21 protein-coding genes are annotated in these 21,448 nt (G+C 66.0%); 18 read left to right on the top strand and 3 right to left on the bottom strand.

Annotated features, from left to right (window positions below):
* The first annotated feature begins 72 nt into the window (after window positions 1-72).
* Window positions 73-2,523: a DUF1631 family protein gene (locus ACSFA3_RS15960; RefSeq protein WP_435506461.1), complete on the top strand. Its 2,451-nt coding sequence runs from the start codon at window positions 73-75 to the stop codon at window positions 2,521-2,523.
* A 7-nt stretch (window positions 2,524-2,530) separates the two neighbouring features.
* On the opposite strand, the gene ACSFA3_RS15955 is transcribed toward ACSFA3_RS15960, so the two are convergent.
* Genes ACSFA3_RS15955 through ACSFA3_RS15945 form a run of 3 tightly spaced genes read right to left on the bottom strand, consistent with a single transcriptional unit; the run spans window position 2,531 to window position 5,481 of the window.
* Window positions 2,531-3,043 (bottom strand): Smg family protein, encoded by a 513-nt coding sequence (locus ACSFA3_RS15955; protein ID WP_435506460.1) that lies wholly within the window; start codon window positions 3,041-3,043, stop codon window positions 2,531-2,533.
* Between the two features lie 34 nt (window positions 3,044-3,077).
* Window positions 3,078-4,232, bottom strand: coding sequence for a DNA-processing protein DprA (gene dprA, locus ACSFA3_RS15950; protein ID WP_435506459.1), 1,155 nt, complete (start codon window positions 4,230-4,232; stop codon window positions 3,078-3,080).
* Window positions 4,233-4,239: 7 nt separating this feature from the next.
* Window positions 4,240-5,481 (bottom strand): LysM peptidoglycan-binding domain-containing protein, encoded by a 1,242-nt coding sequence (locus ACSFA3_RS15945; RefSeq protein ID WP_435506458.1) that lies wholly within the window; start codon window positions 5,479-5,481, stop codon window positions 4,240-4,242.
* A gap of 159 nt (window positions 5,482-5,640) precedes the next feature.
* Here ACSFA3_RS15945 and def point away from each other — a divergent pair, with 159 nt between their 5' ends.
* The 17 genes from def to ACSFA3_RS15860 all read left to right on the top strand — a co-directional run bounded on the left by def (window position 5,641) and on the right by ACSFA3_RS15860 (window position 21,448).
* On the top strand, window positions 5,641-6,174 hold the full coding sequence (gene def / locus ACSFA3_RS15940) for a peptide deformylase (RefSeq protein WP_435506457.1): 534 nt from the start codon (window positions 5,641-5,643) through the stop codon (window positions 6,172-6,174).
* A 2-nt stretch (window positions 6,175-6,176) separates the two neighbouring features.
* Window positions 6,177-6,689: a hypothetical protein gene (locus tag ACSFA3_RS15935; protein ID WP_435506456.1), complete on the top strand. Its 513-nt coding sequence runs from the start codon at window positions 6,177-6,179 to the stop codon at window positions 6,687-6,689.
* On the top strand, window positions 6,686-7,654 hold the full coding sequence (gene fmt / locus ACSFA3_RS15930; RefSeq protein ID WP_435506455.1) for a methionyl-tRNA formyltransferase: 969 nt from the start codon (window positions 6,686-6,688) through the stop codon (window positions 7,652-7,654). Before ACSFA3_RS15935 ends, fmt begins: the two co-directional genes overlap by 4 nt.
* A complete protein-coding gene (locus ACSFA3_RS15925) occupies window positions 7,645-8,382 on the top strand; it encodes an AzlC family ABC transporter permease (protein ID WP_435506454.1) in 738 nt (245 codons plus the stop codon). The genes fmt and ACSFA3_RS15925 overlap by 10 nt, the downstream gene beginning before the upstream one ends.
* A gap of 15 nt (window positions 8,383-8,397) precedes the next feature.
* Entirely contained in the window at window positions 8,398-8,736 is a 339-nt protein-coding gene (locus ACSFA3_RS15920; protein ID WP_435506453.1) for an AzlD domain-containing protein, read from the top strand.
* Window positions 8,737-8,805: 69 nt separating this feature from the next.
* A complete protein-coding gene (locus tag ACSFA3_RS15915; protein ID WP_435506452.1) occupies window positions 8,806-9,999 on the top strand; it encodes a phosphoglycerate kinase in 1,194 nt (397 codons plus the stop codon).
* 151 nt (window positions 10,000-10,150) lie between these two features.
* A complete protein-coding gene (locus ACSFA3_RS15910) occupies window positions 10,151-11,188 on the top strand; it encodes a sulfonate ABC transporter substrate-binding protein (RefSeq protein WP_435506451.1) in 1,038 nt (345 codons plus the stop codon).
* 25 nt (window positions 11,189-11,213) lie between these two features.
* A complete protein-coding gene (locus ACSFA3_RS15905; RefSeq protein ID WP_435506450.1) occupies window positions 11,214-11,399 on the top strand; it encodes a hypothetical protein in 186 nt (61 codons plus the stop codon).
* Window positions 11,393-12,202, top strand: coding sequence for an aliphatic sulfonate ABC transporter permease SsuC (gene ssuC / locus ACSFA3_RS15900; RefSeq protein WP_435506449.1), 810 nt, complete (start codon window positions 11,393-11,395; stop codon window positions 12,200-12,202). The genes ACSFA3_RS15905 and ssuC overlap by 7 nt, the downstream gene beginning before the upstream one ends.
* A 1-nt stretch (window position 12,203) precedes the next feature.
* Window positions 12,204-13,010, top strand: a complete 807-nt coding sequence (locus ACSFA3_RS15895) for an ATP-binding cassette domain-containing protein (protein ID WP_435506448.1) — start codon at window positions 12,204-12,206, stop codon at window positions 13,008-13,010.
* Window positions 13,011-13,132: 122 nt separating this feature from the next.
* On the top strand, window positions 13,133-14,275 hold the full coding sequence (ssuD, locus tag ACSFA3_RS15890) for an FMNH2-dependent alkanesulfonate monooxygenase (RefSeq protein ID WP_435506447.1): 1,143 nt from the start codon (window positions 13,133-13,135) through the stop codon (window positions 14,273-14,275).
* A 52-nt stretch (window positions 14,276-14,327) separates the two neighbouring features.
* Entirely contained in the window at window positions 14,328-14,909 is a 582-nt protein-coding gene (gene msuE / locus ACSFA3_RS15885) for an FMN reductase (protein ID WP_435506446.1), read from the top strand.
* Window positions 14,910-14,916: 7 nt separating this feature from the next.
* The gene (locus ACSFA3_RS15880) at window positions 14,917-16,647 is read left to right on the top strand and encodes an ABC transporter ATP-binding protein (RefSeq protein ID WP_435506445.1); all 1,731 of its coding nucleotides are present in this window, start codon (window positions 14,917-14,919) and stop codon (window positions 16,645-16,647) included.
* 35 nt (window positions 16,648-16,682) lie between these two features.
* Window positions 16,683-18,374, top strand: a complete 1,692-nt coding sequence (locus tag ACSFA3_RS15875; protein WP_435506444.1) for an ABC transporter substrate-binding protein — start codon at window positions 16,683-16,685, stop codon at window positions 18,372-18,374.
* Window positions 18,371-19,339, top strand: a complete 969-nt coding sequence (locus tag ACSFA3_RS15870) for an ABC transporter permease (protein ID WP_435506443.1) — start codon at window positions 18,371-18,373, stop codon at window positions 19,337-19,339. Before ACSFA3_RS15875 ends, ACSFA3_RS15870 begins: the two co-directional genes overlap by 4 nt.
* Complete coding sequence (locus ACSFA3_RS15865) at window positions 19,336-20,181, top strand: ABC transporter permease (RefSeq protein ID WP_435506442.1); 846 nt, start codon at window positions 19,336-19,338, stop codon at window positions 20,179-20,181. Before ACSFA3_RS15870 ends, ACSFA3_RS15865 begins: the two co-directional genes overlap by 4 nt.
* Window positions 20,182-20,203: 22 nt before the next feature.
* A complete protein-coding gene (locus ACSFA3_RS15860) occupies window positions 20,204-21,448 on the top strand; it encodes an SfnB family sulfur acquisition oxidoreductase (protein ID WP_435506441.1) in 1,245 nt (414 codons plus the stop codon).

Raw genomic sequence — 21,448 nt, 5'->3', positions numbered from 1 at the left:
GCTCTTGTGCGTAAACGTTTCTCGCGGCAAGCTCAGGCTTTACGATAACGATTCATCGCAAACCCTTATTTCATGAGCACCGCGCGGCCCCAAGCCCTTTCCCTGCAGATCGCTCGCGAGACGCGTGAACGTTTTCTGGTCGCTACCGACGAGGTGGTCGCACTGATCGCACAGCCGATCCGCGAGCGTCTGATCGCCATGTCGGATGAGATGACGAACGCGCGGGAGATGCAGGACCGGCGCGATGATTTCCTCGCCTTCAAGTCGCAGGGCGACAACTGGGTGAACGAAACGCGTACCGCCTGGCGCAAGGCGCTCGGCGCGAGTTCGGGTTCCGGCGCATCGACCAATACGCTTTCGCGGCTCGAACTGATCGGCGACGACGTGGTGGAAACCGGCATTCTGTCGTCGCGCCTCGCGCAGGCCGTGCAGGGCAAGGCAAGCTTCGAATACAGCGATCTGCGTTTGCGCATCCAGTCGCTGGAAAATACCAGCGAACTCGACGCCAAGGACATCCTCAAGCCGGAAGCGCTGGCCGGCGTGATGGTCGCCCAGTGGCTGGCCGTCGGGCTGAGCCGCGTGCTCTGGACGAAGATGCAGGACACCATCCAGCAGCACGTTCTCGACGGCATCGTCAACGCCTATCGGGAAGCGAATGCGTTCCTGATCTCCAAGGGCGTGATGCCGGAGATCGACCTCAAGAGTTTCGTGCGTCGCGCGGGGGCGAACGGATCGAACGCCGCACCGCTCGGCGGCGGCGGTAACGGTGGTGGTATCGGCGGCGGCAATGGCGGCGGCGGCCTCGGCGCTTCCGGTGCCAGCGCGCTGGCCAATCGACCCGGTGCTTTCGCGCCTGCTGCCATCGGCCTAAATTCGCATTCCGGCCAGTCGGCGCAGGACGGCCACGAGCAGTTCTTCGGATCGCCGCTCGGCATCGCGCGTCAGCGGGCGCAGGGCGTGATGATGAACCTGAAGCGCTTCGTGACCGCACGGATCGGCGGCGGCCTCGGCGGTCAGGGTGGCGACGGCATCCAGCGGAGTGCCTGGTCCGACGGCGGCGGATCTGCTGCGGGCGGACGACAGTCCGTCGGGCGTTCCGGCGGCGGTGCCGGAGCGGGCGGCGCTGCCGCGGAGGCCGACATGAACGCCTTCGCCTCGGCCATCGCCGACGCGGGAGCGGCATACCAGATCGCGGCATCGCAGTTCATGGTCGGCAACGAACTCTCTGCGCTGCAGCAGACGGCTGCCGACCTGCGCCGCCGCACCAGCGAGCTCAAGCGTCGCGCGCCCACCACAGCCGACAAGGCGACGGTTGAAATCGTCGCGCTGATGTTCCAGGCGATACTGGCCGAGGAGCGGATTCCGTTTTCCGCCCGCGTCTGGTTCGCCCGGTTGCAGATGCCGGTGCTGCGCGTGGCGATCGCCGAGCCGGAATTCTTCGGCACGCTGCAGCATCCGGCGCGCATGCTGATCGACCGCATGGGTTCGGTCGTGATGGGTTTCGACGCGGCTGCCATTTCCGGCAGCGCACTCGAAGGCGAGATCCGCCGCGTGGTTCAGGTGATCGAACAGTATCCCGAGACTGGCCAGCGCGTCTTCAAGCTGGTTTTCGACGAATTCGTCGGCTTCCTCGGCAAGTACCTGACGCAGAGCGACGCGACGCAGCGCGTGATGAGCGTGGCGCAGCAGGTCGAGCAGAAGGAGACGATGGCGATCCAGTACACCATCGAGTTGCGCAAGATGCTCAACGACATTCCGGTGCGCGAGGAGATCCGCGAGTTCCTGTTCAAGGTCTGGGCCGAGGTGCTGGCCATCGCGGCACTCAAGTACGGCGCGCAGGACGCGCAGACGGTCACGCTCAAGCGCGCGGCGTCCGAGCTGGTCTGGGCCGCGAGCGCAAAGCCGAACCGCACCGACCGCACCCGCGTGATCCAGGATCTGCCGAAGCTGCTGCAGCGTCTGCGTTCCGGCATGGCCTTGCTGGGCATCGTCGGCGAGCCGCAGGAAGCGCACATCAAGACCATCGGCGCGACGCTGTCCGATGCGTTCATGTCGAAGACCGAGAGCATTCCGCAAGCCAAGATCGAGGCCATGGCCAAGCGTCTGGCGAATCTGGAAGACTTCGTCAGCGATGAAGACACGTCGGATCTGCCGCTGGACGCTGCGAGCATCGAGCTGCTGCTGGGCGTCGACGCGGCGTCGATCGAAGTCGCGCCGGACACCGGCGCGAAGGTCAGCGAGGAAATGATGCAGTGGGCCAACGAGCTTCAGGTCGGCAACTGGTTCATGCTCGATCACAACGGCCGCGCAAGCCAGGTGCAGTTCGTCTGGCGCTCGGACCGCAAGCAGCTGCATCTGTTCGCTGCGGCGGACGGTCGCAGTTTCCTGATCCAGGCAGGGCGTCTCGGTTCCTATCTGCAGGCGGGTCTGCTGGTGCCGGCCGAAGAAGAAACGCTGACCGTGCGTGCCACGCGCGAAGCGCTGGCCAAGCTGGACGCGAATCCCGAACGTCTGCTGAACTGAACGCCGCTCAGTGTGCGACGCGGCCGGTGCCGTCGTCGCGCAGTTCGTCGAGCACCAGGGCGTCTGGCTCGATTCCGCTGCTCCAGTGGACCATCAGAAGGATGATCTTCAGCTCGTCCAGTGAAACCGGACCGGCTGGCGTCGCCATCGCGCGCTCGATCACGATTTCTCGCAGTCCGCTGCGCAGCACGCTGGCCGATTCGAGGAAATGGATGAAGCCCAGGCATTCCGCACCCAGATGGTCCTGCTCGGCCACCGAGTAGACACGCATTGCATCGGAAGAAGCCGAAACCACGTCGGCACTGCCGCGCATTCCGATGGTCGCCGACAAGGCGCCGTCGTTCAGCGTCAGCGGCAAGCCCTGCGTGGCGCGGCTGAGGTCGTCGAGCCACTGGAGCGCGGTGTTTATCTCGTCCGCCTCGAAGCCGTGGGCAGTGAGCTTGCGGCCCAGCTGTTCGGGTTCGGGGCATGCATCGCCACGCCAGTAGTTTTCGTACACAAACACGAGGACTTCGAACATGGGGTCAATATAGCCCACGCGATGCCCGAATCGTTCAGCGATGCGCGACGCGCTGGAAAAGTCCGCCGGGCAGGCGAGCGACGTGACCGTCGAGCTCGAGTCCGAGCAGCTCGGCCTGCAACGCCGCTGCCGGCTGGCCGGTGCGTGCGCAGAGCGCGTCGAGGCCGACCGGGTCGAAGCCGAGCCGCTGAAGCAGCCCGTCGTCGCCGGCTTCGTCGCCCGCATCCGCTTGCGGGGCGTCGTGCGATGGCGGCGCGCATGCGTCCGGCTGCAATTCCTCGAGTACTTCGTTCACCGATTCGACCAGCTTCGCGCCCTGCCGGATCAGCGCATGGCAACCTCGCGACTGCGGAGAATGGATCGACCCGGGTATCGCGAACACCTCGCGCCCCTGCTCGGACGCCAGCCGCGCGGTGATCAGCGACCCCGACAGCAGCGCAGCCTCGACCACCAGCGTGCCGCGCGACAACCCCGCGATGATGCGGTTGCGCTTCGGGAAATTCTGGTTGAGCGGCGGCGTACCGAGCGGGAATTCGCTCACGATCAGGCCGTGCGCGGTGATTCGATGCGCCAGTGCATGGTGTCGTGCCGGATAGATGCGGTCGAGTCCGGTTCCGACCACGGCGACCGTAGCCGGACGGTCGGGGTGCGTGCCGGCAGCGTCGAGCGCGCCCTGGTGCGCGGCGCCGTCGATGCCCAGTGCCAGCCCGGACACGACCGGAATGCCGAGTTCGCCGAATGCACGACCGAAATCGCGCGCATTGAGCTCGCCCTGCGGCGTCGGATTGCGGCTGCCGACCATTGCGATGCTGTTGCCGAGCTGCGTGAGGTCGAAAGCCGCCGGGCCGATCAGGTAGAGCATCAGCGGCGGATCGACCATTTCGAGCAGCGCAGGCGGATAGCCGATATCGCCGAGCGTCACGATGCGGTGAGTCGCCGCGCCGCCGTGGTCCTCGGCTGCCAGCCACTTCCGGGTCTGCGCGATGGTTTCGGCGAGACGGGCCGGTTCGGCATGAAGCGCGGCAGCCTGCGCCGGGCTCACGACCTGCCGCAGCGCCGTTTGCGATTGCGTCAGCACATCGCAGGGCAATCCGAAGGCCGAAAGAAGTTTGCGCGCCGTGATGTCGCCGATGCCCGGCGTGAGCGTCAGGCGGAGCCAGTCGGCAAGCTCGTCGCCGAAAACGTTCAAAGGCCGCTCAAGGGTTGACCAGCAGATCGCCGACGCGGGGCGCGTCGTTGATTTCAAGCACCAGCGCGTACGACACCTTCTCGAAGGTGCGAAACACCATCAGCAGGCCGATGCGTTCGTTCGGCAGCTTGAGGGTTTCCGCGACGCCGCCGGTCTTGTCGATCACGGTCTGGCCGTTCTTGAGAATGGCGAGCACATAGCCGCTCTGGATGCCGTCGCGCAGTCCCTTGTTGATGGCGACCACCTGGTTCTGCGCCGCGAACCGCACCGCGTTGCCGTAGACGGAGACGATGCGGCCGTTGAATTCCCGGTCGGGCGCTCGTGGGGTGTAGCTGGTGAGCAGACGCGCCGGTTCCGGCAGCAGCCGGTCGCCGGAGCGGATTTCCTCGCGCGCGGCCACGATGTCGATCGTCGCCGGCACGACGTCGACGACTTCCTTACCGCTTTCGAGCGAGCGCGTGGTCGTTTCGCCGCGCTGCAGGAGCGCCTTGCCGAGATACTGCGCTTCGTAGCCGAGGATTTCGCCGGTACCCGGATCGGTCAGCGGCGTCGCGTTGCGGAACACGCGGAAAGTCTTGGCCGGGCCGGGTGTCTCGAGAAGCGGCGTTTCCGCTGCGCCGCGTGCATAGGCGCGGTCGCCGCGTGCGAGCAACACCCGCTCGTCGTTGCCCGCGACGATGCGTGGTGCGGCCAGCAGCGCGGTTTCGTCGACCACGATAGGCTCGCTCAGGAAAGGCTCGATCAGGCTGGGGTTCAGAGTCGGCAGCGCCATGCCCGAAAGCGACTGCGAGCGCGTGCGCGGCGAGAGCTTGATGGTTTCGTCGTAGGCGCCGCTGCCGCCACCGCGCCGCGTGCTGAGCCGTGCGCGGCCGCCGGTCTTGTCGAGATAGAGCGCCTGGCCGGGGTAGATCAGGTGCGGATTGGAAATCTCCTGGATGTTCATGCCCCAGAGTTCCGGCCAGCGCCAGGGGCTGCGCAGGTAGAGCCGGGAAATCGCCCAGAGCGTGTCGCCCGGCTTGACCGTGTATTCGTCGGGTGCGTTGGGCGCAAGTTCGCTCACCGGAATGCCGGTTTGCGCAGTCTGCTGCGCAGTGGCCCGCTGCGTCGGGGTGACGGGGTAGCTCTGCGACAGTGCGGTGGTGCCGAATCCGAGCGCCGAACAGGTGGCCAGAATGGTCAGCGCTGAAGCCAGGGCGCTCCCTCGACCTTGACGCGAGATGGGACGGCGAGAAAAGTTGGGTTTTTTCATGTTTCGATCGATGTGCGCCGGGACGCCGCTGCAGCTTACGAATGCTCACAATTTGCTGCGGATTTTGCGCGGAAGCCATTGATTGGGCAACGCTTTAAGCCTGCGCTCCTTCATGCGAGCCCGGAATTGGCGAAAATAGAGACACATACATCTCGTTCCATGACCAAAAGAAACATCCTCAGCTTCCCCGATCCGCGGCTGCACACGGTGGCAAAGCCGGTGCAGGGCATCGACACGCGCATCCGGACGCTGGTTTCGGACATGCTGGAAACCATGTACGACGCCAGCGGCATCGGCCTCGCAGCCACGCAGATTGACGTGCACGAGCGCCTCGTCGTCCTCGACATTTCGGAGGAACGCAACCAGCCGATGGTCCTGATCAACCCCGAGATCGTCTGGGCCAGCGACGAAAAGGTGCTGAACGAAGAGGGTTGCCTCTCCGTGCCCGGCATCTACGACGGCGTCGAGCGCTCGACCTCGGTGCGCGTGACGGCCCTCGACGCCGACGGCGACATGCGCACCATCGAAGCCGAAGGCCTGCTGGCGGTTTGCATCCAGCACGAGCTCGATCATCTGCTGGGCAAGGTCTTCGTCGAGTATCTGTCGCCGCTCAAGCGCAACCGCATCAAGGGCAAGCTGCTGAAGCAGCAACGCGAAGACCAGCGCGTCGGTTCGGGCGACGGCCGGAGGTGAACATGAACAGGCGACGTTCCACCCTGGGCGCGATGGCGGCTTTCGCCGTTGCCGCGACGGTTCTGCTTTCGGGTTGCGCGAGCGATCCGACCCGGCTGCGGCCCGGCGCCACGCGCGCCGAAGCGCTGCAGCAGCTCGGCCAGCCGACTTCGGTCTATCCGATGCCCGGCGGTGGTGAACGTCTGCAGTACTCGCGCGCGCCGATGGGCTCGGAAGTGAGCAACGTCGATGTCGATGCGGCCGGTCGCGTGGTGTCGAACCGGCAGGAAATGCAGGAGTACCTGTTCGACAGCACCATCAGGACCGACACATGGCGCCTGGACGACGTGCTGCGCACCTACGGCCGGCCGTATGAGGTCTCGCGCGTCTCGTCCTATGACGGCGTGGTCTGGAGCTGGCGCTACCAAGTGCTCAACAATCCGCGCCTGCTGCATATCTATATGGATCCCGCAGGCAAAGTCACGCGTTATCACACCGGACCCGATCTGATGCGCGAGCAGCGGCGCGATCTGTGAGGATCGCGTTCGCGGGAACGCCCGAATTCGCTCGCGTCGCGCTGGAAGCGCTTCACAAGGCCGGTTTCGAGATCGCGCTGGTTCTGACTCAACCCGATCGGCCCGCCGGTCGCGGCATGAAGCTTCAAGCCTCGCCGGTCAAGCAGTTTGCGACTCAGCACGGCTGGCCCGTCTCGCAGCCGCGCAGCCTACGTCTCGACGGCAAATATCCCGAGGACGCAGCCGTGGCGCAAGAGGTCATCCTGAGCGCGAAGCTCGACGCGATGGTCGTCGCGGCTTACGGACTGATCCTGCCGCAATGGGTGCTCGACGTGCCGCGGCTGGGCTGTCTGAACATCCATGCCAGCCTGTTGCCGCGCTGGCGCGGCGCCGCGCCGATCCATCGCGCGATCGAAGCCGGCGATGCGCAGACGGGCGTGACGATCATGCAGATGGACGCCGGCCTCGACACCGGCGACATGCTGCTGCGCGAGTCGCTCGAGATCGACGACGACAGCACGGCGCGCCTGCACGACCGGCTGGCCGACATGGGCGGCCGCATGGTCGTCGATGCGTTGCGGCAAGCCGAGTCCGGTTCGCTCGTCCGCACGGTGCAGCCTGCGGAAGGCGTGACCTACGCGCACAAGATCGAGAAGAACGAGGCGCCGGTCGACTGGACGCTGGGCGCCGAAACCATCGTGCGCCGCATCCGCGCGTTCGATCCGTTTCCGGGCGCAACGGGCAAGCTGGGTGGCGAAACCGTCAAGTTCTGGGCTGCTACGGCGCGTCTGCATGCCGACTCCTCGAAAGAAGAAGCGCCGGGCACCGTCATTGCGGTCGCACCTGACGGCATCGCGGTTGCAACCGGTAGCGGCGTCGTCGTGCTGACCGAGCTTCAGCGCGCCGGCGGCAAAAGACTGCCTGCCGCGGATTTCCTGCGCGGCGCCGGCATCCAGGCCGGCCAGGTTTTCGACCCATGTTCCTGAGCGCGGCGATCCGTCGCCAGCCGGCGTTTCGCGAAGGCATTCGCAACATGGCGCCGATGGCACTCGGCATCAGCGCCTGGGGGCTGATGACCGGCGTGGCGATGGTGAAGTCGGGTATGAGCGTCATCGAAGGGCTGGCGATGACGTTCCTGGTCTACGCGGGCAGTTCGCAACTCGCCGCGATCCCGCTGCTGATCGCCGGCGCACCGGCCTGGGTCATTCTGGCGACGGCGTTCTGCGTCAACCTGCGCTTCCTGGTGTTCAGCCTGCATCTGCGACCCTATCTGATGCACATGCCGCGCTGGCGCCGCATGACGCACGGTTATCTCACCGCCGACCTGAGCTACGTCACCTTCACCGCGCGCTTTCCGAAGCCGCCGGTCGATCGTGCCGAGCAGGTCGCGCAGGAGGCCTTCCTGACCGGCGGCTATTTCACGACCTGGACTGCCTGGATGGGCATGAGCACGCTGGGCATCGCGCTGGCCAATTTCATTCCGCAAGCCTGGGGACTGGGTTTTGCCGGTGTGCTGAGCCTGGTCGGCATCCTGTGTTCGATGGCGACCACCCGGTTGCGCGTGCTTTCGGCGCTGATCGCCGGCGCGACGGCGGTGGCCGCCTATGCGCTACCGCTCAACCTGAACATCGTGACCGGCATCGGCGTGGCGGTGATGTTCTGCTTCTGGCTCGAAAAACAGTTCGTGCGCAACCCGTCGGACGCAGACGAATGACAGCGACAGCGACGAATGAATAACGGAACGGATCCCTGGACGCTGGTGGTCATCGTCGGCATGGCGCTGGTCACGGCGCTGACGCGCTGCTTCTTCTTCATCCTCGACAAGCCCTGGGGCCTGCCCGACTGGGCACACCGCGCGCTTCACTACGCGCCGGTCGCCGCACTGTCGGCGGTGGTGATCCCTGAAATCGTCATGACGCACGGTCAGCTCGTCGCGACGTGGCAGGACGCGCGTCTCTATGCGGCAGCGGCAGGCGCTGCGTGGTATTTCTGGCGCGGCGGCGTGCTCGGCACGATGCTGACCGGCATGGCCGTGTATCTGCCGCTGCATCTGGGGCTCGGCTGGTAGCCACGCTTCTAGAATCTGGCGAATTCTTAAGTTTTCATCTTCACGTCTTTAGAGAGTGCCGCCACCGCCATGAACGTCATCCGCTTCTCCGATCTGTGTGCCCAGGGCAAAGTCGCCGGGCAACGCGTCTTCATCCGCGCCGACCTCAACGTGCCGCAGGACGACACCGGCCGCATCACCGAGGACACGCGCATCCGTGCCTCGGTGCCGTGCATCAAGCTCGCGCTGGAAGCCGGTGCGGCCGTGATGGTCACGTCGCACCTCGGTCGTCCGACCGAAGGCGCGTTCAAGCCTGAAGACTCGCTGGCGCCGGTGGCCGCGCGCCTGGGCGAACTTCTGGGTTGCGAAGTGCCGCTGGTCAGCGACTGGGTCGAAGGCGTCGAAGTGAAGCCGGGCCAGGTCGTGCTGCTTGAAAACTGCCGCCTCAACAAGGGTGAGAAGAAGAACGACGAGGCGCTCGCCCGCAAGCTGGCCGCGCTGACCGACATCTACGTGAACGACGCCTTCGGCACCGCGCATCGTGCCGAAGCAACCACCTACGGCATCGCGCAGTACGCGAAGATCGCCTCGGCCGGCCCGCTGCTGGCGGCCGAAATCGACGCCATCACCAAGGCGCTGGCGCATCCGAAGCGGCCGCTGGTCGCGATCGTCGCTGGTTCGAAGGTCAGCACCAAGCTCACGATTCTCGAAAGCCTGGCGTCGAAGGTCGATCAGCTGATCGTCGGCGGCGGTATCGCGAACACCTTCATGCTGGCTTCCGGCCTGTCGATCGGCAAGTCGCTGGCCGAGCCCGATCTGGTCGGCCAGGCCAAGGCGGTGATCGAGGCCATGCGCGCACGCGGCGCGGCGGTGCCGATTCCGGTCGACGTGGTCACGGCGACCAAGTTCGCGGCCGACGCGCCGGCCACGGTCAAGGCCGCGGATGAAGTCGGCCCGGACGACCTGATCCTCGACATCGGCCCGAAGACCGCCGAAATGCTCGCCGCGCAATTGCGCGAAGCCGGCACCATCGTCTGGAACGGCCCGGTCGGCGTGTTCGAGTTCGAGGCGTTTTCGCACGGAACCGAAGCCATCGCAAAGGCCATCGCCGAAAGCCCGGCGTTCTCGATCGCCGGCGGCGGCGACACGCTGGCCGCGATCGCCAAGTACGGCATCGAGGACAAGGTCGGCTACATCTCGACCGGCGGCGGTGCGTTCTTGGAGATCCTGGAAGGCAAGACGTTGCCGGCGTTCGAGATCCTGACCCGGCGCGCTGCGGGCTGAGCGCCCCGATCCAGCAAAAAACGCATCAGCAAACTCGTATTCGTTCTTTGGACGATACGGGCAGGGTACGCAGAATCCATCGGGTCAGAGTCGTCTGCCCGATGTTCCGGTCCAACCGGGGCTTCCTTCATTTCGAGGATTCGAGAACACCATGCTGCCCATTCCAGCCGAAGACTTCGGCTCCTCCGCGCCGATCCGTTCCGGCACACAGTCACTGCGCGATCTTGCGTTGAGCGTGCTGGTCGTGTTTGCCATTGCGCTGGTCGTCAGCCTGCTCAAGGTACCTGCTGCTCACGCCCAGGCGACACCTGCCGCGAAAGGCGAGCTGCGTGTCGGCTTCCAGAAGTCGGCCAGCCTGTTCGTGCTGCAGAAGGCGCAAGGCACGCTTGAGAAAAGGCTCGCGCCGCTGGGCTTCGGCGTGAAGTGGGTGGAGTTCCCGGCCGGCCCGCAATTGCTCGAAGGGCTCAATGTCGGCGCGGTCGATGTCGGCTACGTCGGCGAGGCGCCGCCGATCTTCGCGCAGGCGGCCGGCGCGAAGTTCGTCTACATAGGCTACGACCCGGCTTCGCCGCGTGCCGAAGCCATTCTCGTGGCGAAGAATTCGCCGATCCGGTCGGTCGCCGATCTCAAGGGCAAGAAGGTCGCACTCAACAAGGGAAGCAACGTTCACTACCTGCTGGTGAAGCAGCTGGAGAAGAACGGGTTGAAGCTGGGCGACATACAGCCCGTCTATCTGGCGCCTGCCGACGGGCGCGCAGCGTTCGAGAGCAGGAACGTCGATGCCTGGGTGATCTGGGATCCGTTCCTCGCGGCGGCCGAGAAAGCCACCGGCGCCCGCATCCTGGCCGACGGAACGCCCGACGTGGTCAACAACTACCAGTATTGCCTCGGCGAGCGCGGCTTCGTCGGCAAGAACCCCAAGGTGATCGAGGCGCTGTTCGAGGATTCGGTCACGCAGGGCATCTGGCTGAAGAAGAATCTTCGCCAGGCCGCCGCGCTGATCGCTCCTCTGCAGGGTCTGCCGGTCGAGGTGGTCGAACTCGCACTGCAGCGCAACGAATTCAACGTCAAGCCGATTTCCGCTGCCGTGGCTGCGGACCAGCAGAAGATCGCCGACACCTTCTTTGACCTGAAGCTCATCCCGAAGGCCATCAAGGTCGGCGATGCGGTGGCTCCCGCATCGCCCTGATCGCGCGCACCCGTTCGAGATTCGCATGACATCGTTTTCCCACTCCGCACCGACGCCCGGCGATCGCGCGGTCGCCGTGATCGCCAGGACCCGCAACGTCTGGCGCATCGCACTGGCTTCGCCGCGCGAGATCGCGCGGCGGGCGCCTGTCGGTTATGTCCCGGTCAGGACGTTGCGCCGCCGGATGCAGGCGCTCGCTTACTCGTGGTGACGGCGGCACGAGGCGGCGCGCTGCGCGCTCTTCGCGGCGTAGTCGACGGGCTCCTGCCGTGGCTGGTGCCCGTCGCGCTGATCGTCGTCTGGCAGTCGGCTTCGTCGTTCGGCTGGCTTTCGACGCGCGTGCTGCCGGCGCCGGTCGACGTCATCAGGGCCGCCTGGACGCTGGCCGTTTCCGGCGAGCTCTGGACCCATGTGAAAGTCAGCGCGGGCAGGGCGCTGGCCGGACTGGCGATCGGCGGCGGCCTCGGGCTGGTGCTCGGCCTGCTGACCGGCTCCGTGAAGTTCTTCGAGACGCTGCTCGACTCGACCATCCAGATGGTGCGCAACATACCGGCGCTGGCGCTGATTCCGCTGGTGATCCTGTGGTTCGGCATCGACGAGACGGCCAAGCTCTTCCTGATCGCGGTCTCGGTTTTCTTTCCGATCTACCTCAACACCTTCCACGGCATCCGCAACGTCGATCCGCAGCTCATCGAGATGGGGCGGACCTACGGGCTCACGCGCTGGCAGCTCTACCGCGAGATCATCCTGCCGGGTGCGCTGTCGTCGATCCTGGTGGGCCTGCGCTTCTCGCTCGGGCTCATGTGGGTGATCCTGATCGTGGCCGAAACGATCTCGGCGCAGTCGGGCATCGGCTACCTGACGATGAACGCCCGCGAGTTCCTGCAGACCGACGTCGTGCTCGTCGGCATCCTGCTCTACGCATTGCTCGGCAAGTTCGCGGACCTGTTTGCGCGAGGGCTCGAGCAATGGTTGTTGCGCTGGCATCCCGGTTATCAGAAGAAGGCAGGCTGACATGGCGATCACCCTGGCCGAACGGCCAATCAGCGGCGTGCGCCTCGAAGCGCGGCATCTCTCGAAGCGCTACGGCGACCGACAGGTTCTCGACGACACGCAGATCGTCATCGAGGCGGGCGAGTTCATCGTCATCGTCGGACGAAGCGGATGCGGCAAGAGCACCTTGCTGCGTCTGGTCGCAGGACTGGAGGGCGCCACGGACGGCGCGCTCTACACCGACGGCAAACGGATCGACGGCCTGCACGACGACACGCGGATCATGTTTCAGGAGGCGCGACTTCTTCCCTGGCGCAATGTGCTCGACAACGTGGTGCTCGGCTTGCCGCCGGAAGCGCGCGAACGCGGGGAACAGGTGCTGGCGCAAGTCGGACTCAAGGAGCGTGCGCAGGAGTGGCCGACGCGCCTGTCGGGCGGGCAGCGACAGCGCGTCGCGCTGGCCCGCGCACTGGTCCATTTCCCGCGCCTGCTGTTGCTCGACGAGCCGCTCGGCGCGCTCGACGCACTGACGCGCATCGAGATGCATCGGTTGGTCGAGAGCCTCTGGCAGCGCCACCGCTTCACCGCGCTGCTGGTGACGCACGACGTGCAGGAGGCGGTGGCGCTGGCCGACCGCGTGATCCTCATCGAAGACGGGCGCATCGCGCTCGACGAACGCATCACGCTGGCGCGACCGCGCTCGCAGGGCGACGCCGCATTCGCGGCCATCGAGAAACGCATCCTCGACCGGGTGCTTCGCGGCAAGGATGCCGCCGAAGAAGTCGTGCCGAGCGAAGCGTCGATCCAGCGCTGGCGCTGGGCGACCTGACTGCACAAACCGCTTAAACCGCATATCGATAGCCGAAATGCGTCTAGCGGCGATGTGCCGCAAAGCCTCTGCCGGAGGCAAAGTTGCAGCTCTTGCAACTCCGCTCGGCATGAGACGATTTCGTGAAGATTTTCTGGTTCCTTCCGACCCACGGCGACAGCCGGTACCTGGGCACTTCGCACGGCGCTCGCAGCGTCGGCCACGCTTATCTGAAGCAGATCGCTCAGGCCGCCGATTCGCTCGGCTACGAGGGCGTGCTGATTCCAACCGGTCGCTCCTGCGAAGACTCCTGGGTCGTCGCATCGTCGCTGGTGCCGTTCACCGAGCGACTGAAGTTCCTTGTCGCGATCCGTCCCGGCATCATCTCGCCGACCGTGTCGGCGCGTCAGGCTGCCACGCTCGATCGCTTCTCCAACGGACGCATCCTGATCAACGTCGTGACCGGCGGCGACCCCGACGAGCAGCACGGCGACGGCAGCTTTCTCACGCATGCCGAGCGCTATGAGGTCACCGACGAATTCCTGCGCATCTGGCGCGGCGTATCAGCCGGAGAGACGGTCAATTTCAAGGGCAAGCACCTGCGCGTGGAGAACGCGAAGACGCTCTACCCGCCGGTACAGAAGCCGTATCCACCGCTGTGGTTCGGCGGTTCGTCCGACGCGGCGATCGAGCTGGCCGGTGAGCAGGTCGACGTCTATCTGACCTGGGGGGAGCCGCCGGAAGCGGTGGCCGAGAAGATAGCCAAGGCGCGCGCGGCTGCGGCCGTGCACGGTCGCACGCTGCGATTCGGAATCCGGCTGCACGTCATCGTGCGCGAGACGTCGGAGGCAGCGTGGCAAGCGGCGGACGAACTGATCTCGTATGTGACCGACGACACCGTCGCTGCGGCTCAGAAAGCCTTCTCGCGTTTCGATTCGGTGGGCCAGCAACGCATGGCTGCATTGCACGGCGGGCGTCGCGACAAGCTCGAGGTCTCGCCCAATCTCTGGGCCGGCGTAGGCTTGGTGCGTGGCGGAGCCGGAACGGCGCTGGTGGGCAATCCCGAAGAGGTCGCCGCGCGCATCAAGGAGTACGCCGCGCTCGGTATCGAGACCTTCATCTTCTCGGGCTATCCGCATCTCGAAGAAGCGTACCGGCTGGCGGAACTCGTGTTCCCGCTGCTGCCGCTCGAGCTTCAGCAGCCGCAGGGCCAGGCCAACCTCACCGGCCCATTCGGAGAGGTGATCGCCAACGACATCGTGCCGCCGCGCCGTGTGCCGGCCTGAGCGCCCTTTCGTTCCTTCCAGTCCTCGTTCCTTCTTCATCTTCTTCTTCGCCATGGCTAAAAAACTCAAGATCGTCGCCGTCTCCGGCGGCCTGCAACGTCCCTCCCGCACCCTCGCGCTGGTCGAGCAACTGCTCGAAGGCCTGAGCGACGCACTGCCCGATGCGCAAACGCGCCTCGTCGAACTGGGCGGTCTCGTACCGAAATTCGGCGGCGTCCTGCAACGCAATCACCTGCCCGCCGAAGTCGAATCGGTGCTGCGCGACATCGAAACCGCCGACCTGTTGCTAGTGGCCAGCCCGATCTATCGAGGCTCCTACACAGGCCTCTTCAAGCACCTGTTCGACTTCGTGCATCACGAGTCGCTGATCGACGTGCCGGTGCTGCTGGCCGCGACCGGCGGCAGCGACCGTCATGCGCTGGCGATCGATCACCAGTTGCGCCCGCTCTTCAGCTTCTTCCAGGCGCACACGCTGCCGATCGGCGTGTACGCGACCGACAAGGAATTCGACAACTACCGCGTCACCAGCGAAGCGCTGCACGCCCGCATCGCGCTGGCGATCGAGCGCGCGGTGCCGGTACTGCAGCAGCGCGGCGAACGGCTGGCGGCGCTGTCGTCACTCGCGCTCGTCTGATCCTGTGGTGACGACGCACGCTGCCCCTGCGGACGACGCGCCGTCGAGAGCATTGCTGCAACTGAGCGGCCTGACAGTCGATTTTTCGGACCACACTGCGGTGCGATCGCTCGACCTCGAGGTGGCTGCCGGCGAGACGGTGGCGCTGGTGGGCGAGTCGGGCTGCGGCAAGTCGACAACAGCGCTTGCGGTGTTGCGCCTGCTGCCGTCGAGTGCGCGGATATCGGGCTTCGTCCGCTTTGCAGGTCGCGACCTGCTGGCCATGAAGGAACGCGAACTGGTCGATCTGCGTGGCCGGGAGATCTCCATGATCTTCCAGGAGCCGATGACCTCGCTGAACCCGTTGCAGACCATCGGCAGGCAGGTCGCGGAGGCGTTGACGCTGCACCAGCCGTTGTCAAAAACGGCGGCGCGTGCGCGTGCAATCGAACTGCTCGATCTGGTCAGGCTGCCCGAGCCCACGCGGCGCTTCGACGACCATCCGCACAACCTCTCCGGCGGCCAGCGCCAGCGCGTGATGATCGCGATGGCCGTGGCCTGCAAGCCGCGGCTGCTGATCGCCGACGAGCCGACGACTGCCCTGGATGTGACGATCCAGGCGCAGATCCTGCAACTCATCGACGACCTGCGTCGCGAACTCGGCATGGCGGTACTGCTGATCACCCACGACCTCGGCGTCGTGGCGCAGTGGGCCGATCGCGTCGCGGTGATGCACGGCGGCCGCAAGCTGGAAGAAGGCACGACCTCGCGCGTATTCGCGAATCCGCGCCACGCCTACACGCGCGGATTGCTGGGCGCGTCGCTGCATCTTTCGCCGGAGCTCCACTACCGCGAAGCGCGGCTGGCTGAGATCCATGCGGACGGGCAGGGTGGTTTCGAACTTGTGCGTGCACTGGTCCGGGTGCATGCCGAAGTACATGCCAACGCACCGGTCGCACCGGCTGCACCGCTGCTCTCGGTCGAAAATCTGCATATCGCCTATCCCGGACGCAACGGCCCGCTGCCTGCGGTGCGCGGTGTTTCGCTTTCGATCGCAGCCGGCGAAACCGTCGGCCTGGTCGGTGAGTCGGGCTGCGGAAAGTCCAGCCTGTCGCGCGCGATCGTGCGGCTGGTCGCTGCGCAGTCGGGTCGCATCGCGATGGACGGCCAAGACCTTCTGGCGCTGTCGCCGAGTGCGCTGCTGCCCTGGCGCCGACGGGTGCAGATGATCTTCCAGGACCCCTACAGCTCGCTCAATCCGCGTCACCGCGTCGAGGACATCCTGCATCACGCGCTGGCGATCCACGGCGTGCGCGACCGTGCCGAGCGCGAGCGGCGCATCGTGACGGTGCTCGACGACGTTGGTCTTGGCGCACGGTCGCGCAGCCGCTACCCGCATGAGTTCTCCGGCGGTCAGCGGCAGCGTATCGGCATCGCGCGTGCGCTGGTGCTGCGCCCCGAACTCGTGATCTGCGACGAGCCGGTATCGGCGCTCGATGTGTCGATCCAGGCGCAGATCCTGAATCTGCTGGTCGACCTGAAGGCGGCCTACGGGCTTGCCTATCTCTTCATCTCGCACGACCTGGCCGTGGTGCGCTACATCGCCGACCGCGTGCTGGTGATGACCGGCGGGCGGATCGTCGAGTCCGGCGACCCCAGGACCATCTGGGCTGACCCGCAGCACCCGTACACGCGTTCGTTGCTCGCGGCTTCGCCTCGACTTTCGGGCGATGTCCGCGAACTGCAACTGGCCGCCTGACCACTCCCTCTTTTTTCCTTAGAGAGCTGCAAGCCATGTCTCCTTACATTCCCCTCGACCCGGCGGACAACGATTCCGACGTCCCTGCGGAACTTCGCCGCCGCCAGCTGTTCGGTTTGACCGGCGCGCTGCTCGCGAGCGGGTTGCTCGGCGGCCTGTACGCCGGCGATGCTTCCGCCGTCACGCAGGCGCTGCCCGATACGGTCGACGGCGCGCAGCGCGGCGGCACGCTCGAAGCCACGGTTCATCCGGAGCCACCGACGCTGGCCTTCTTCATCAACAGTTCGACACCCGGACGTACCGTGGTCAGCAAGATCTTCGACGGCCTGCTCGACTACGGGCCGGACCTGAAGCCGCGTCCGCAACTGGCCGAGCGCGTCGACATTTCGCACGACGGACTGACGGTGCGATTCGCGCTGCGCAAGAACGTCTTCTGGCACGACGGCAGGCCGTTCACTTCGGCCGACGTCAAGTTCTCGGCCGAGGAGGTGTGGCGCAAGTACGCACCCACGGCGCGACGCGTCTTCCAGTACCTGACCAAGGTCGAGGCGCCCGATGCCCACACGGTGGTGCTCACGCTCTCAAAGCCCACGCCGGTGATCCTGAACGCGCTCGACGTGGTGGCGGCGCCGGTGCTGCCGAAGCATCTGTATGAGGGCACGGACATTCCGAACAACCCGTACAACAACAAGCCAGTGGGCACCGGACCGTTCGTGTTCAAGGAATGGTCGCGCGGCAGCCACATCGCGTTGGAACGTTTCGACAAATACTGGGTGCCGGGCCTGCCGTACCTCGACAAGCTGACCTTCAAGATCATTCCCGACGTGGCCGGCAGGGCGACCGCGCTGGAGACCGGCGCCATCCAGTACGGCGAGCGCAATCCGGTCACCTTCGCCGATGCCGACCGGCTGGCCAAGCTGCCGAATCTGGTGGTGAGCACCGACGGCTACAACGGCTTTGCCGGATGGCTGTGGCTGATACCGAATCTGCGCGATCCGGTCCTCGGCAAGCTCGAAGTGCGGCAGGCGATCCTGCATGCGATCGACCGCACCGCGCTGGTCAAGACCGTGTGGGGTGGCTACGCGGCACCGGCAACGGGGCCAGTGTCGTCGCTGCTCAAGACCTTCTATACGAAGGACACGCAGCAGTATCCGTTCGACCGCAAGAAGGCCGAGGCGCTGCTCGATGCGGCCGGCTATCCGAAGAAAGCCGACGGCTTCCGCTTCAAGCTCGATCACGACTTCATCCCTTTCGGCGACGACTACCGCCGCACCGGCGAGTTCGTGCGGCAGGCACTGCGTGCGGTGGGCATCGACGTCAACCTGCGTTCGCAGGACCTGCCGAGCTGGACGAAGAACGTCTTCGGCGACTACAAGTTCCAGCTCGTGAGTTCCTGGGGCATCAATTGGCAGGACCCGCAGATCGGCGTCGAGCAGCACTACTGGTCCAAGGCCGAATCCAAGGGCACGCCGTGGCAGAACGCATCGGGCTATGCGAGCGCGGATGCGGACCGGCTGATAGAAGCCGCGCAGATCGAGCGCGATGCGGGCAAGCGGGTGCAGCTCTATCAGGAGTTGCAGAAGCTAACGCAGAAAGACCTGCCGCTGCTTCCGCTGTTCGAGTTCCGCTGGTTCGGCGTCTGGGACAAGCGCCTGCGCAACGTGACCGATTCCTTCGACCATAGCCAGAGCAATTTCGCGCGGGTGTGGTTCGAGTCGAAGGCATGACGGGGCGAATCTTTCGTCGGCTGTTGCAGTTGCTGGGCGTGATCGTCAGCACGGCGGTGCTCAACTTCGTGTTGCTCAAGGCGTTGCCGGGCGACCTGGTGGATGTGATCGCCAGCGAGAGCGGCAGCGTCTCGGCCGAGTACGTCGCGCAACTGCGTTCGATGTACGGGCTGGATCGGCATGTGCTCGAGCAGTTGCTGAGTTATCTGGGCCGCATCGCGCAGGGAGACCTGGGCTTTTCGTTCCGCTTCGGCGAGCCGGTGCTGGGCCTGGTGCTGCACCGGCTCGGGCCGACGCTGGCGCTGGTCGGCGCGGCGCTCCTGGTGTCGGTGGTCGCGGGCGTGCTGCTGGGCATCGCTTCGGCACGGCGTCCGCACGGCATCGTCGATACGGTGCTGTCCGCGCTCGCAACGCTCGGCTATTCGGCGCCGATGTTCTGGACGGCGCTGATGCTGATCGTGCTGTTCGGTGTGCATCTGGACTGGTTGCCGATCGGCGGTCTGCGCGATGTCAGCGCGGGCTTCGGCGGTCTTCGCCTGTGGCTGGACTATGCGCATCACCTGGTCCTGCCGGCGCTCACGCTGTCGATCTACTACGTCGCGGTGTATGCGCGGCTGTCGCGCGCCTCGATGATCGAGACGCTGGCCGAGGACTACATCCGCACCGCGCGCGCCAAGGGCGCGCCAGAACGGCGGGTGATCTTTGGCCACGCGCTGCGCAACGCGGTGTTGCCGGTGCTGACCATGCTGGGACTGCAGAGCAGCGCGCTGCTGGGCGGATCGATCGTGGTGGAGACGGTTTTCGGCTGGCCCGGCCTCGGCCAGCTTTCTTTCGAAGCCATCAAGAGCCGCGACATTCCGGTGCTGCTGGCGGTGCTGCTGTTCAGCGGCGTGCTGGTGGTGCTGGCGAACCTGCTTGTCGACCTGGTGCAGACGCGGCTCGATCCGCGCGTGCAGGCCGCATGAAGCGCTGGTATCTGCAGCCGTCGATCCTGATCGGCGGATCGATCCTTCTGGCGGTATTCGCGGCGGCATTGCTGGCTGGCACGCTCTACCCCGGAGATCCGCTGGACATGGTGAGCGCGCCGTTCCAATGGCCAGGCGCCGATGCGCAGACGCCGCTCGGCACCGACCTGATGGGCCGCGACCTGGCCGCCGGCCTGATGCATGGCGCCCGCGTCTCGCTGATCGTCGGAGTCTCGTCCGCGCTGATCGCGCTCGCGATCGGCATCGCGGTCGGTGCGGCGGCGGGCTTCTATCGCGGTCGGGTCGATGCGGTGCTCACGCGCATCACCGAGTTCTTCCAGACCATCCCGGCCTTCCTGCTCGCGATCGTCCTGGTGGCGGTGCTGCAGCCTTCGCTGCCGACCATCGTGTTCGCGCTGGGCGTCACGTCGTGGACCAGCATCGCGCGTCTCGTACGCGCCGAATTCCTGTCGTTGCGCGAGCGCGAATTCGTCAAGGCCAGCATCGCACTGGGGGCCAGCGACAGCCACCTGATCTTTCGCGAGATCCTGCCGAACGCATGGACGCCGGTGATCGTTTCGACCGCGCTGCTGGTCGCCAACGCGATCCTGTCCGAGGCCGGCCTTTCTTTTCTGGGCCTGGGCGACCCCAACGTCGTGAGCTGGGGTTCGATGATCGGCCTGGGCCGCGACGCACTGCGTACCGCCTGGTACATGACCGCGTTGCCGGGCCTCGCGATCGTGCTCACCGTGCTCGCCCTCAACCTGCTCAGCGATGCGCTGCATGCGGCGCTCAACCCACGACTGCGCCGGGCGCATCGCGCCGCGCCGCTCGTGCTGTGACGCTTTTTTCCATCCAGACACCATGTCCGAAACACTTGAAACATCCATCCCCGTTGCGCGATTGCCGCGCCAACCCGATCCGTCGCGCGTGCGGCTCATCGCCGACGACGCCGAGGCGTTAGAGGCGGCGCAACGCCTGGCCGCGCTGTTCGCACCGGGCGCCTCGCAGCGCGACCGCGACCGCATCCTTCCGTGGGACGAACTCCACCTCTGGTCCGAGAGCGGGCTCGGCGGCATCACCGTGCCGCGTGCCTTCGGTGGCGCCGACGTATCGTACGAAACGCTGGCCGAAGTGTTCGTCATCCTGTGCGCGGCCGATCCGGCGCTGGGGCAGATTCCGCAGAACCATTTCGGCCTGCTGGGCGTGCTGCGCGAGATCGGCAGCGAGGAGCAGCAGCGGCGCTTCTTCGCCGAGGTGCTGGCCGGCAGGCGGCTGGGCAATGCCGGACCCGAGCGCAATTCGAAGACCATCCTGCATGGCGAGACGCGGCTGCACCGCACCGCCGACGGCCTGCGTCTGACCGGGCATCGCTTCTATTCGACCGGCGCGCTGTTCGCGCATCGCGTTCCGACCCGCGCGCTCGACGAGGAAGGCCGTTCGGTGCAGGTCTGGGTGCCGCGCGATGCGCCGGGCCTGACGGTCATCGACGACTGGTCTTCTTTCGGCCAGCGCACCACGGCCAGCGGCTCGGTGAAGTTCGATGCGGTGCCGGTCGATGCAGCCGATGTGCTGCCGCTGTGGCAACTCGCCGACCGGCCGGGTTTGTTCGGTCCCAATTCGCAGCTCGTACAAGCCGCCATCGACCAGGGCATCGCCATCGCTGCGGTCGCCGATGCCATCGCCTTCGTGCGCGAGAAGGCGCGGCCGTGGGTGGATTCGGGCGTCGAACGCGCGGCCGACGATCCGTACCTGATCCAGGACGTCGGACGTCTGCAGATCGATCTGCACGCCGCGCACGAGGTTCTGCAGGAGGCCGCACGCACGCTCGACGCCATCGCCGCCGAGCCCGTCACCGCCGGATCGAGCGCACGCGCATCGATCGCGGTTGCCGAAGCCAAGGTGCTGACGACGCGGATCGCGCTCGACGCGAGCGAAAAGCTGTTCGAGCTGGCCGGCTCGTCGGCCAGCCGCGCGCAACCGAATCTCGGCCGCCACTGGCGCAACGCACGCACTCACACCCTTCACGACCCGGTGCGCTGGAAGACGCACCTCATCGGCAACTACCTGCTGAACGGCGTGCTCCCGCCCCGGCATTCCTGGAACTGA

Source organism: Variovorax glucosi, assembly GCF_051216695.1.
In the GTDB taxonomy this organism is placed as follows: Bacteria; Pseudomonadota; Gammaproteobacteria; order Burkholderiales; family Burkholderiaceae_C; genus Variovorax.
The sequence above is the reverse complement of the archived record's forward strand: the minus strand, read 5'-3'. Positions and strand labels throughout refer to the sequence as shown.

What these genes read in the sequence shown, in the direction of transcription:
- ACSFA3_RS15960 (WP_435506461.1), top strand. Translation starts at nt 73, where the DNA reads ATGAGCACCGCGCGGCCCCAAGCCCTTTCCCTGCAGATCGCTCGCGAG.
- ACSFA3_RS15955 (WP_435506460.1), bottom strand. Translation starts at nt 3,043, where the DNA reads ATGTTCGAAGTCCTCGTGTTTGTGTACGAAAACTACTGGCGTGGCGAT.
- ACSFA3_RS15945 (WP_435506458.1), bottom strand. Translation starts at nt 5,481, where the DNA reads ATGAAAAAACCCAACTTTTCTCGCCGTCCCATCTCGCGTCAAGGTCGA.
- def (WP_435506457.1), top strand. Translation starts at nt 5,641, where the DNA reads ATGACCAAAAGAAACATCCTCAGCTTCCCCGATCCGCGGCTGCACACG.
- ACSFA3_RS15935 (WP_435506456.1), top strand. Translation starts at nt 6,177, where the DNA reads ATGAACAGGCGACGTTCCACCCTGGGCGCGATGGCGGCTTTCGCCGTT.
- ACSFA3_RS15925 (WP_435506454.1), top strand. Translation starts at nt 7,645, where the DNA reads ATGTTCCTGAGCGCGGCGATCCGTCGCCAGCCGGCGTTTCGCGAAGGC.
- ACSFA3_RS15920 (WP_435506453.1), top strand. Translation starts at nt 8,398, where the DNA reads ATGAATAACGGAACGGATCCCTGGACGCTGGTGGTCATCGTCGGCATG.
- ACSFA3_RS15915 (WP_435506452.1), top strand. Translation starts at nt 8,806, where the DNA reads ATGAACGTCATCCGCTTCTCCGATCTGTGTGCCCAGGGCAAAGTCGCC.
- ACSFA3_RS15910 (WP_435506451.1), top strand. Translation starts at nt 10,151, where the DNA reads ATGCTGCCCATTCCAGCCGAAGACTTCGGCTCCTCCGCGCCGATCCGT.
- ACSFA3_RS15905 (WP_435506450.1), top strand. Translation starts at nt 11,214, where the DNA reads ATGACATCGTTTTCCCACTCCGCACCGACGCCCGGCGATCGCGCGGTC.
- ACSFA3_RS15895 (WP_435506448.1), top strand. Translation starts at nt 12,204, where the DNA reads ATGGCGATCACCCTGGCCGAACGGCCAATCAGCGGCGTGCGCCTCGAA.
- msuE (WP_435506446.1), top strand. Translation starts at nt 14,328, where the DNA reads ATGGCTAAAAAACTCAAGATCGTCGCCGTCTCCGGCGGCCTGCAACGT.
- ACSFA3_RS15875 (WP_435506444.1), top strand. Translation starts at nt 16,683, where the DNA reads ATGTCTCCTTACATTCCCCTCGACCCGGCGGACAACGATTCCGACGTC.
- ACSFA3_RS15870 (WP_435506443.1), top strand. Translation starts at nt 18,371, where the DNA reads ATGACGGGGCGAATCTTTCGTCGGCTGTTGCAGTTGCTGGGCGTGATC.
- ACSFA3_RS15865 (WP_435506442.1), top strand. Translation starts at nt 19,336, where the DNA reads ATGAAGCGCTGGTATCTGCAGCCGTCGATCCTGATCGGCGGATCGATC.
- ACSFA3_RS15860 (WP_435506441.1), top strand. Translation starts at nt 20,204, where the DNA reads ATGTCCGAAACACTTGAAACATCCATCCCCGTTGCGCGATTGCCGCGC.